This is a genomic window from Paraburkholderia sp. RL17-380-BIE-A, from assembly GCF_046028085.1.
Lineage (GTDB): Bacteria > Pseudomonadota > Gammaproteobacteria > Burkholderiales > Burkholderiaceae > Paraburkholderia.
Map to the genome: position 1 here is coordinate 416,344 of NZ_JARESQ010000004.1, position 11,173 is coordinate 427,516.

General features: G+C 64.0%; 8 protein-coding genes. 4 read left to right on the top strand and 4 right to left on the bottom strand.

Translation table 11 applies throughout. From position 1 onward, the window contains the following. The first annotated feature begins 433 nt into the window (after positions 1-433). The 4 genes from P0D68_RS09375 (at position 434) to P0D68_RS09390 (ending at position 6,287) form a co-directional block, all read left to right on the top strand. Entirely contained in the window at positions 434-1,987 is a 1,554-nt protein-coding gene (locus P0D68_RS09375) for a collagen-like triple helix repeat-containing protein (RefSeq protein WP_408293577.1), read from the top strand. A 177-nt stretch (positions 1,988-2,164) separates the two neighbouring features. Next, positions 2,165-3,550 carry a collagen-like triple helix repeat-containing protein gene (locus tag P0D68_RS09380; protein ID WP_408293581.1) on the top strand — a complete coding sequence of 462 codons (1,386 nt, stop codon included), beginning with the start codon at positions 2,165-2,167 and terminating at the stop codon, positions 3,548-3,550. A gap of 283 nt (positions 3,551-3,833) precedes the next feature. Beyond that, entirely contained in the window at positions 3,834-5,543 is a 1,710-nt protein-coding gene (locus P0D68_RS09385) for a ShlB/FhaC/HecB family hemolysin secretion/activation protein (RefSeq protein WP_091794854.1), read from the top strand. Between the two features lie 258 nt (positions 5,544-5,801). Beyond that, entirely contained in the window at positions 5,802-6,287 is a 486-nt protein-coding gene (locus P0D68_RS09390; protein WP_091794857.1) for a DUF2147 domain-containing protein, read from the top strand. 206 nt (positions 6,288-6,493) lie between these two features. Here the strand turns inward: P0D68_RS09390 and P0D68_RS09395 are convergent, their stop codons facing one another. The 4 genes from P0D68_RS09395 to odhB all read right to left on the bottom strand — a co-directional run bounded on the left by P0D68_RS09395 (position 6,494) and on the right by odhB (position 11,158). Next, positions 6,494-6,943, bottom strand: a complete 450-nt coding sequence (locus P0D68_RS09395) for a transposase (protein ID WP_091794861.1) — start codon at positions 6,941-6,943, stop codon at positions 6,494-6,496. 160 nt (positions 6,944-7,103) lie between these two features. After that, positions 7,104-8,201: a cell division protein ZapE gene (gene zapE, locus P0D68_RS09400; protein ID WP_091794865.1), complete on the bottom strand. Its 1,098-nt coding sequence runs from the start codon at positions 8,199-8,201 to the stop codon at positions 7,104-7,106. A gap of 95 nt (positions 8,202-8,296) precedes the next feature. Beyond that, on the bottom strand, positions 8,297-9,727 hold the full coding sequence (lpdA, locus tag P0D68_RS09405; protein WP_408186025.1) for a dihydrolipoyl dehydrogenase: 1,431 nt from the start codon (positions 9,725-9,727) through the stop codon (positions 8,297-8,299). Between the two features lie 150 nt (positions 9,728-9,877). Further along, complete coding sequence (gene odhB, locus P0D68_RS09410; protein WP_408293586.1) at positions 9,878-11,158, bottom strand: 2-oxoglutarate dehydrogenase complex dihydrolipoyllysine-residue succinyltransferase; 1,281 nt, start codon at positions 11,156-11,158, stop codon at positions 9,878-9,880. Positions 11,159-11,173 lie beyond the last annotated feature (15 nt).

Consider the following 11,173-nt stretch of genomic DNA (forward strand, 5'->3'; position numbering starts at 1 on the left):
TGATATTTAAGCAATTGTTCGCTGCCCCGATGCTCGTCACGTGTGCGTTTTATCCGCTCGATCAGATTAACGGCAGTCCGTGCGTTGCAGCACATAGGTATAACCATGAGTTAGATTCGCTCCACTAATTATTTGTTTGAACAGAACGTTTCAAGCGCGCGGACCCGTTTCGCGCATCTGCGTTACGTCGTACAGCGTAACGGCGCGCGCGGCTCGTTACGTTACGCCGCCTGCGTAACCACCCCCGCGCATCGCATTTTGCGAGCCCATTCTGATTCAGCGCGCATTCCATCAACTTCTCGCAAAGCCTTATCGGATAAGGCGCGGCGCGACACCTCGAGAAAATCCTCCGCATCGCTCAAGCGAAATGGCACGGCTCGTGCAGAGATAGGCACGCAGCAACATCCAACAACACATGCGATTCGAGGGCGACATGAACATTCAAACGACCAACACGACGATACGGGCAACCCTGATTGCGGCCAGCGTAGCCGCGATGCTTTCTCTCGGTGCTTGCGGCGGCTCCGGCAGCCTGAGTTCCGGCACCGGCAGCAACGGTAGCGGCTCCGCGGGAGGCACACTGTCCACCTCGGGTGGCGGCAGTGGTTCGATGGGTTCGGGCGGCTCGGGCTCGGGCTCGGGCACCACCACCGGCAGCAACGGCTCGGGAACGTCGGGCACGGGAACAGGCAACGGAACGGGAACGGGGACGGGGACGGGCACCACCGCGGTCGCCAACGCGCTCGGCACGGTGGCGGGCAATACGGGCGGCGTGGTCAGCGACGTGGGCTCGACGGTCGGCAGCATCGGCACCGTGATCGGCTCGCAGACCTTGCCCGGCGTCAGCTCGCAAACCACGCAGGCCGCCGGCGGCATCGTCCAGCAAGTCGGCGCGGCCGTGTCCACGCTCGGCGGCGGGGTGTCGCAAGGGCTCGGCCAACTCGGCACCGGCGGCAACGCGGTCGGCACGACGGTCTCGAGCCTGGGAGGGGTCGTGGGTCATGTCGGCGGCGCGGTGACGGATGCGGGCAACCTCGTGACGAGCCTCGGCAGCGGCCCGCTCGCTCCGCTGTCGGCGATCACCTCGCCGCTCGGCGGCGTCGTCAACACGCTCGGCGGCGCGCTCACCAATGGCGGCAGCACGCTCACCACCGCCCTCTCGACGGGCCCGGTCCAGCAAGTCACGCAAACCCTCAGCACCGCAATCACGCCGATTACGTCGATGGTCGCCGCGACCACGCAGACGGTCGGCAACACCACCGGCCTCGGCGCACCGCTGAACGGCCTGCTCTCGGCGGTCGGCGGCGGGCTCGGCAAAGCCGGCGCGCTATTGACCGCGACCGGCGGCAACCCGGTCACGGCTGCACTCGGCCACACGGTGACCGACACCGGGACGACAGTCGCTTCGGTGGGCGGCCTGCTCACGGGCGGCAGCGGCGGCAATCCGCTCGCTCCACTGACCAGTGCGCTCGGCGGCCTGACCGGCGGCACCACCAGCGGTCCGCTCGCTCCGCTGACCAGTGCGCTCGGCGGCCTGACCGGCGGCACCAGCAGCGGTCCGCTCGCTCCGCTGACCAGCGCGCTCGGCGGCCTGACTGGCGGCACCAACAGCGGTCCGCTCGCTCCGGTGACCGGCGTGCTCAGCAGCGTGACCGGCGCAGTTGGCGGCGCAGCCAGCGGCGGCAGCCCGCTCGCACCCGTCACCGGCCTACTTTCGAGCGTGACGAGCGGCCTCTCCGGCGCGGCAGGCGGCAGCAGCGGCCCGCTCGCTCCGGTCACCGGCTTGCTGACGAGCGTGACGGGCGCGCTTGGCAGCGTCACGACCACGGCGAGCGCCACGCCGACTACGACGACCACGGCCGCCTCCACCAGCTCGGGCGCAGGTCTGTCGCTGTCGACCAGCACGGGTAAAGGCACGACAGGCAATCCGCTCGCACCGGTGACCTCGCTCGTCGGCGGCCTGCTCGGCGGATTGGGCAAGAAGTAAACAGGACGTTCGGAAACAGCACAAAAACGTAGCGCGAGACCAAGCCGGAGCGCGGCCCGCCAGCCGTGCTCCGGCACTACCCGAAGCCGACTGAACTGGGCGCGCCGCTCAGAGACCCGTTGCACCGGCGCACTGGAACCAACGCACACGACATCCAGAAGACACGGAGGAGCACACATGTCCACTCAACGTTTTTTTTCTCTCCACGCGACGTGCGCGACTGTGTCGTCGTTGCGCACACCATTGATCGCCGTGGCCGTCGCCGGCCTGCTCGCGGCGTGTGGCGGCAGCACCGTCAGCGCGCCGCCGACCACCTCGAGCACCGGTAGCGGCAGCGGCTCCGGCTCGACCACCGGCGGCACCACCACCACCAAGACCGGCACCACCGGCCTCGCCACCGCGGCCGCACAGACCACCAACGACCTCGGCTCGACGATCGCCTCGCAGACCATTCCGGGCCTGAGCCCGCAGGTCACGCAAGGTCTCGGCAATGCCGTGTCGAGCACGAGCGGCACGCTGAACGCGCTCGCCAATGCCGTGAGCAGCGGCGTCGGCCAGATCGGCACCACGGCCAATCCGGTCGGCACCACGGTTGCCGGACTCGGCTCCGTGGTCGGGTCGACGAGCGGCGTCGTGCAAGGATTGAGCACCGCGGTCGGCGGTCTCGGCAGCGGCAATCTCGCGCCGCTGTCGCCGCTCACGACACCGTTGGCCAGCACCCTCTCCACCGCCGCGGGCGCGCTGAACGCCGGTGGCGCGACACTCGGCAATTCGCTCGGCTCGGTGCCCGTGCAGCAGATCACGCAACCAATCAGCACCGCCATCACGCCGATCGTGACGACGGCCGGCCTCGTCACGCAAACGGTCGGCACGCAGACCGGCCTCGGCGCACCGCTCGGCGGCGTGCTCGCGCAAGTGGGCGGCGCGTTGAGCGCCGCCGGCTCGCAAGTAGGCGGCGCCACGAAGAACCCGCTCGGCGCCGAGCTCGGCACGGTGGTCGGCTCGCTCGGTAACACGGTGACGAACGCTGGCGGCCTAGTCAATCCGAACGGCCCGAACGGCGCCATGCCGATTCCCGGACTGATTACGAGCCTCGTCGGCAGCACGAACGTCAACGTCGCCAATGGGCCGCCCGCCAGTAGCAATCCGTTCGGCCCGCTGCAAAGTTCGCTGGCGAGTCTCGGACTTGGCAGCAATCCGGTCGGCTCGTTATCGACACTGCTCGGCGGCACCCCGCTCGCCGGCCTGACCTCGGCGCTAAGCGGCACGCCGCTGGGTTCGCTGACTTCCGGTCTGAATGGCACGCCTTTGAGTTCGCTGACTTCGACGCTGGGCGGTTCGGGTAGCGCTTCGAATCCGTTGTCGACGCTGACCGGCGCGCTGTCCGGCGTCACGAGCGGCACTTCGGGTAGCAGCGCTCAGCCGCTCGCGCCGGTGACCGCACTGGTCGGCCAGTTGACCGGCACGCTCAGTTCCGCGGCAGGCTCGACGAGTGGCTCGGGCACCGCGACGGGCGGCTTGACGACCCTGCTCGGCGGCTTGCTGCCGGCAACCCATAAGTAGTAAGCCTAACTGTCTTGCGGCTATCGCACGCATCATCTATCCGATGAGACTTGCTCCACGCAAGCTCATCGGATGGAGCCTGAAGCCGCGAATAGCCAATGCGCATAAACAGTCCGACTCATCACGTGCTCCGGTTTTTTTCGGCGAAGGCTCAAGCCCCCCGGAGCATGTGACGTAATACATGCAAGCATGGCAGTACGCATCGAGCCACATATAAGCGTTCGCAACCCGCCCGGCCAGGCAACGCGAGCGCGACACAAGAACGGCACACGAGGAAGATCCGATGAAACTCGGGTATGGCAGCACATGGACCGTCGTAGTCGCCGCGATTGCGGCGAGCACCCTACAGATGCAGGCACACGCGCAGTCCCGCGCGGGCAGCACGGCAGTTGGCGGCAATCCCCTGGATTCGCTGCCGCAGATCAAGGCACCCGACAAAGGGCCCAACGTGACCGTGCAAGTCGCACCGCAAGCCCCCCAACTCGAAGAATTGCTCGCCCGCCACATCACGCCCTCGCGCATTCAGGTCGAGGGCGTGAAGTCCATTCCATTCGACGACGTCGCACAACGCTTCACGCCGCTTGTCGGTAAAGACACGACAATCGGCGATCTGATCCAGGTCGCCAACGGCGTCACGAAGCTCTATCAGGATCGCGGCTTCGCGCTCTCGTTCGCGTTTGTTCCGGCGCAGACATTCGAAGGCGGCGTGGTGCGCGTGACGGTGGTGGAAGGCTACGTGTCCGCGGTCAAGGTAACGGGCAAGGCGGGCGCCGTGGAAGACAAGATCCGCGCGATCGCCGACCACATCACCGCCGACCGCCCGTTGCGGCGCGCCACCTTCGAGCGTTATGTCAACGTGCTGGGCCTGCTGCCGGGCGTGAAGGTCGCGGCCAACGTGCCGCCACCGCAGAACACCGACGGCGCCACCACGCTCGAACTGAACGTGGAGCGCAAGCCGTTCGACGTCAGCACCGGGATCGACTTCAATCACCCCGGCGTACAAGGATTGTTGACCGCCACCGAAAACGGATTGACCTCGTTCGGCGAACAGTTGAGCGTGTCGGCCTTGCTGCCGAAGGGGCGTGACAATGTCACCTATCTCGCCGCGCACGGCGCGGTGCCGATCGGCAGCAATGGCCTGCTCGCGAAGATCGACGCCTCGCACTATCGCGGCAACCCGACCGACAACCCGGGACTGCCCTCTTCGATCGAACGCACGGTCATCAACGACAAGGTGGGCGGCTCGCTGGCCTATCCGATCCTCTTGAGCAACACGCAGAGCGTGATCGGCACGGCGTCGGTCTACGCGTCGCACGACGAGGATCGCTACAACAACCACGACACGGGTGCGCAGATCGGCTTCCGCTCGCAAATACGCGTCATGCAGTTGCAGGCCGACTACACCGGCGTGCAGACCGGCCAGGTACGCCGTGCGAGTGTCAACGTGGCCAAGGCGTTCGACATTCTGGGCGCGTCGAAATCCGGCGACTCGAATGTGCCGGGCTCGCCCGTCACCAATCCGGCGTCGATCAACTTCGTGCGAACCGGCGCCAGCTTTTCGCAAACCAACGAGTGGCCGTTGAAGATCGGCACCGCGGTCTCGCTGACCGGCCAATACAGCGGCGTGTCGCTGCCTACCTCGGAACAGATCTCGTTCGGTGCGCAGCGGTTTGCGCAAGGCTATCAGCCGGGCGAAGCATCGGGCGATTCAGGCTGGGGCGCGATGTTCGAAGTCAATCGCGCTTTCACGCCGGGCTTCACGTATCTACGCACGCTCACACCCTACGTCTCGTTCGACATGGCGCGCGTCTATCTGCATGCGGGTACGCCCTCACCTTCGAAGCTTTCATCGATCGCCTTCGGCTTCCGGATCTCGGACGCGAAGTACTACAGCCTGGATCTGTCGGTGGCCAAAGCGATTGGCGATGCACCGGTGGAAAGCGCGTCACGCAGTCCGCGCATCAACGCGACGTTCTCCTACCAGCTGAACTGATTCGCCAAAGTGCCGCGTCCTGATTAGAGGGTCCACTATCAAACGGCGCGCGCACTTTCACGTATTCTGCGCTGACGATGTCGCGACCGGTGGCGCACGAGCTGCAATCCCAAGTAGCGCACCCAGCCGGACGATGCAGAACCTGAGAGGCCATGCAGACATCAGCAGGCATCACGGCGGCAAAGTACGAAGGCCGCCCGAGATGCCAATAACGCCGCGCGACCATGATCGCGCCGTCTTTAATCAAGGAGGAAGACAATGACGCAATTCACCCACCGTGCTCGCGCAATCGCGCTTCGCTCAGTCAAACATGCCGCGCTCGCCGGCGTCCTGCTCGCCAGCGCCGTGACGGCCATGGCGCAAGCCGACAGCCCGGTCGGCACGTGGCAAACCATCGACGATCATACCGGCCAGCCGAAAGCGCTCGTGCAGATCGCGCAGGACGGCAGCGGTTCGCTCAATGGCAAGGTGATCAAAGGACTCGGCGCGAACGACCAGCCGGACCGCCGCTGCACGGCATGCACCGACGCGCGCAAGGATCAGCTGATTCTCGGCATGACAATCATTAGCGACATGAAGAAGGACGGCGACGCCTGGGACCACGGGCAGATCCTCGACCCGGAAAACGGCAAGCTCTACAAGTGCAAGATGCACCTGGAAGACGGTGGAAACAAACTGGTCGTGCGCGGCTATATCGGCGTTTCGTTGCTGGGCCGTTCGCAGACGTGGGTGCGTCAACAATGATGCGCTGGTAGTTCAGATGTAACGCGGCGAGCTCGGCGCGAGGTGCGCGCCTATGCGCCGAAGCACCTGGCAGCGCCCAGGCCACACCGCGAGAGAAATACAGGGGACTTGAGCGCGGAAGAACCCGAGAGAGACTCACAAGAAACGGCCGACGATCATCATCGTTCGGCCGTTTTCTTTTGTTTGGAGTCGCGCGTTCGAATCCGTCATGCAGCGTGTTTGAAGGGCGAATTGAACACGAACGGCGAGGACGGCAGCGGCTGCGGCGATGCCGGGCTGAACACCGCAGGCGAGACGACCGCCGCTTTTTGTGTTTCGGCACTCTTCTGCTCCGCACTCACGTGCGAGCGCATCCGACCTTCCATGAGCGCGCACAACTCGACGCTCGCCGCGCCGAACAGTTGTTCCATCACCCGTTTGAGTACGCCGGACTCATACCACGCCTTGAAGCGGCGATGGCAGGTTTGATACGACGGGTATCGACGCGGCATGGCGGACCAGGTGGCGCCGCTGTACATGACCCACAGCACGCCGTTCAGTACAGAGCGCGTATTGGCGAGCGGCCGGCCACGCAGTTCCGAGCGCGGACGCAGTTCCGGCAGAAGAGGTGCGATACGTTGCCATTCTTCGTCGTTGATATCACGGTAGGGATTCATGGTTTCTCCTTTGTCAGAACCTCGACAAAAGATAGCCAGTCGTCCGCGGCCGGAGAATAAGACCAATCCGAATCTTGAAAATACGCCGGGTGCAGTTGCCCCGTTCGCCAACGCCGTGCGATCTATCGCGAAAGCACCGCCGGCGGTACCACGCGGTGTGTCAGGTCAGCGACGTATCGACGATCCGCCGTGGCGCGTCGAGATACTCTTTCGACTGCATTTCGACGATACGTGAGACCGTTCGGGTGAACTCGTTCGCCATCGGACCGTCCACATACAGTTGCTCGGGCGGCACGGCGGCGGACATCAACAGTTTCACTTTGTGGTCGTAAAACACGTCGATCAACCAGGTGAAACGGCGCGCTTCCGAAGCCATGCGCGCCGACATCTGCGGCACGCCCGAGAGCACCACGGCGTGAAAGCGGCTTGCCAGTTCCAGATAGTCGTTCTGCGAGCGCGGACCGCCGCACAACGTGGCGAAGTCGAACCACACGACGCCGTCGGCGCGGCGCAGCGCCTTCAGCTCGCGTTTTTCGATATGCAGGATCGGGCTCTCGTCGGGAACGGCGGCAAGGCGACCGAATGCGTCGCGCAACGCCTTGTCGGCGGCGGCGCCAAGCGGCGAGTGATACACCTCCACCTGAGCCAGGGTTCTCTGCCGGTAGTCGATGCCCGCATCGACGTTGATCACGTCGAGCTTTGCCTTGATGAGTTCGATCGCCGGCAACATCCGGTCGCGATGCAGTCCGTCCGGATACAGCGTGTCCGGATCGTAGTTGGAGGTCATCACGAACTGCACGCCGTTTTCGAACAGCTTGTCGAGCAGGCGGTACAGGATCATCGCGTCGGCGATATCCGACACGTGGAATTCGTCGAAACAGATCAACCGGTAGCGCTTCGCGATCCGGCGCGCGAGTTCGTCGAGCGGATCGGCCTGACCTTTCAGATCTTCTAGTTCCCGGTGCACTTCGCGCATGAACTCGTGGAAATGCAGACGTGTTTTGCGATGCAACGGCACGATCATGTAGAAGCTGTCCATCAGGAAGCTCTTGCCGCGCCCTACACCGCCCCACATATACACGCCGCGTGGCAGATCCGGGTGGATGATCAGTTTCTTGAACGCGTTCGAGCGGCGCGACTTGTATTCGGTCCACTCTTCATAGCACCGCTGCAGACGGTCGACCGCCGCGCGTTGCGCCGGGTCCGATTGGTAACCCCGCGTCTGCAGTTCTTTTTCGTAGTATTCGGTGACGTTCATCGTGTTGCCGTTGCTGCAAATAGAAAGGCGGGAGGGAATGAACCCGCCCGCCTTCGTGGTAATGCCGGAGTACTGTCAGTCAGGCGTGCGCGTGATTACATGTTCAGCGCGCGCTTGTCGACGGCCAGTGCCGCCTCGCGCATGACTTCCGACAGCGACGGGTGCGGATGGCAAATGCGGCCGATGTCTTCCGACGCCGCCTTGAATTCCATCGCCACCACGGCTTCCGCGATCAGGTCCGATGCGTTGGCCGAGATGATGTGCACGCCGAGCAGTTCGTCGGTCTTCGCGTCGGCGATCATCTTGACGAAACCATCCGCCTTGTTGATGCCCAGTGCGCGACCGTTCGCCATGAACGGGAACTGACCCGTCTTGATCTCGCGGCCTTCGGCCTTCAGCTGCTGCTCCGTCTTGCCGACCCATGCGATTTCCGGTTCGGTGTAGATCACCCACGGAATGCAGTTGTAGTCGATATGCGGCTTCTGACCGTCGATGATTTCGGCAACCAGCACGCCTTCGTCTTCGGCCTTGTGCGCGAGCATCGGGCCACGCACCACGTCGCCGATCGCGTACACATTCGGCACCGCCGTTGCGCAGTGGTCGTCGACGTCGATGAAACCGCGCTCGTTGGCCTTCAGGCCGATCGCTTCGAGACCGAGGTTGTCGGTGTTCGGCACGCGGCCGATCGACACGATCAGGCGGTCGGCTTCGAGCGTCTGCGCGTTGCCGTCCTTGTCCGTGTACGCGATCGTCACGCCGTTGTCGGTCGTCTTCACTTCGCCGACCTTCACGCCGACGTGGATGTCCAGACCCTGCTTCTTGAACTGCTTGGCCGCTTCTTTAGCCAGCGCCTGATCAGCCGCCCCGAGGAATTCCGGCAGCGCTTCGAGCACGGTCACTTCCGCACCCAGACGACGCCACACCGAACCCAGTTCCAGACCGATCACGCCTGCGCCGATCACGGCCAGTTTCTTCGGAGCCGTGTCGAAGCTCAGCGCGCCTTCGTTATCGGCGACGATCTTGTTGTCGACCGGAATGTTCGGCAGATGGCGCGCCTTCGAACCCGTGGCGATGATCACGTTCTTTGCCGTGACCACTTCGGTTTCGCCTTCGCCGCTCACTTCGATCTGCACGCCGGCGTCCGTCTTGCCGGTGAACTTGCCGTGACCCTTGAGCCACGTGATCTTGTTCTTGCGGAACAGGAATTCGATGCCCTTCGTCATCTTTTCGACGATGCCTTCCTTGCGGGCCAGCATCTTCGAGATATCGACCTTCACGTTTTCCACGGAGATGCCGTGGTCGGCGAGGTGATGCGACGCGTTTTCAAACTCTTCCGACGACGCGAGCAGCGCCTTCGACGGAATGCAACCCACGTTCAGACACGTGCCGCCGAGCTTCAGCGCGCCGGCCGGGTTCTTCCATTTTTCGATACATGCGACGGTCTTGCCGAGCTGCGCTGCGCGAATAGCGGCGATATAACCGCCAGGGCCTGCGCCGATCACGACGACGTCAAATTCTTTGGACATGACAATCCTTTTGAGGGCGGAACGGCGCGCGGCCACGCTTCGTGGCGCGCGGCGTTCCTGTACTGCGGAATGCGAAAGACGTGTTGCTTGCCTGTTGCTTATATGGTGCCGGCTCGCCCTACGACAAGCCGGCACCGGCCGGGCCGGTGATTACAGGTCCAGCAGCAGGCGAGCCGGATCTTCCAGCGCATCCTTCATGGCAACCAGCGACAGCACCGCTTCGCGACCGTCGATGATCCGGTGGTCGTACGACAGCGCCAGGTAGTTCATCGGGCGGATCACGATCTGGCCGTTTTCGACCACAGCGCGTTCCTTCGTGGCGTGCACGCCCAGAATCGCGGATTGCGGCGGGTTGATGATCGGAGTCGACAGCATCGAACCGAACACACCACCGTTCGAGATCGAGAACGTGCCGCCGGTCATTTCTTCGATCGACAGCTTGCCGTCTTTCGCCTTCTGGCCGAATTCGGCGATCTTCTTCTCGATGTCGGCAAGGCTCAGCTGATCTGCATTGCGCAGGATCGGCACCACCAGACCGCGCGGCGAACCGACCGCGATACCGATGTCGAAGTAGCCGTGATAGACGATGTCGTTACCGTCGATCGACGCGTTCACCAGCGGGAACTTCTTCAGCGCGTGAACCGCCGCCTTCACGAAGAACGACATGAAGCCGAGCTTCACGCCATGTTCCTTCTCGAACTTGTCCTTGTACTTGTTGCGCAGGTCCATCACCGGCGCCATGTTCACTTCGTTGAACGTGGTCAGGATGGCGTTGGTTTGCTGCGACTCGAGCAGACGCTCGGCGATACGCGCACGCAGACGCGACATCGGCACGCGTTGTTCCGGGCGGTCCTTCAGCCATTGGTCAGCCGAAGCCGGCGCCTTGACGTCCGGCAGCGACGGCTTCGCAGCCTTCGGTGCTGCGGCCGGAGCCGGTGCGGCCTTGGCAGCAGGAGCGCCCGCAGTCAGCACGTCACCCTTGGTGATGCGGCCGTCGCGGCCCGTGCCGGCGACGTCGCCCGCGCCGAGGCCCTTCTCGGCCATCAGCTTGCCGGCAGCCGGCGAAGCAGCGGTGTTCGCACCCGTTGCGGATGCGGCTTGAGCTGCCGGAGCCGGTGCAGCGGCGGGTGCCGGTGCGGCTTGCGGAGCGGGCTTCACTTCGGCTTCGACAGCAGCGGCGCCTGCCGTGCCTTCGGTGTCGATCTTGGCGATCACCTGATCAGCGACGACGGTATCGCCGTCGTTCGCGATGACTTGCGCGAGCACGCCGGCCGAGGGTGCCGGCACTTCGAGCACGACTTTGTCGGTCTCGATTTCGATGAGAATTTCGTCTTGAGCAACAGCCTCGCCGGGCTTCTTCTTCCACTGCAGCATCGTGGCTTCCGAAACCGACTCGGAGAGCTGGGGAACCTTGACTTCAACAATAGCCATTATGAATATCCTGAA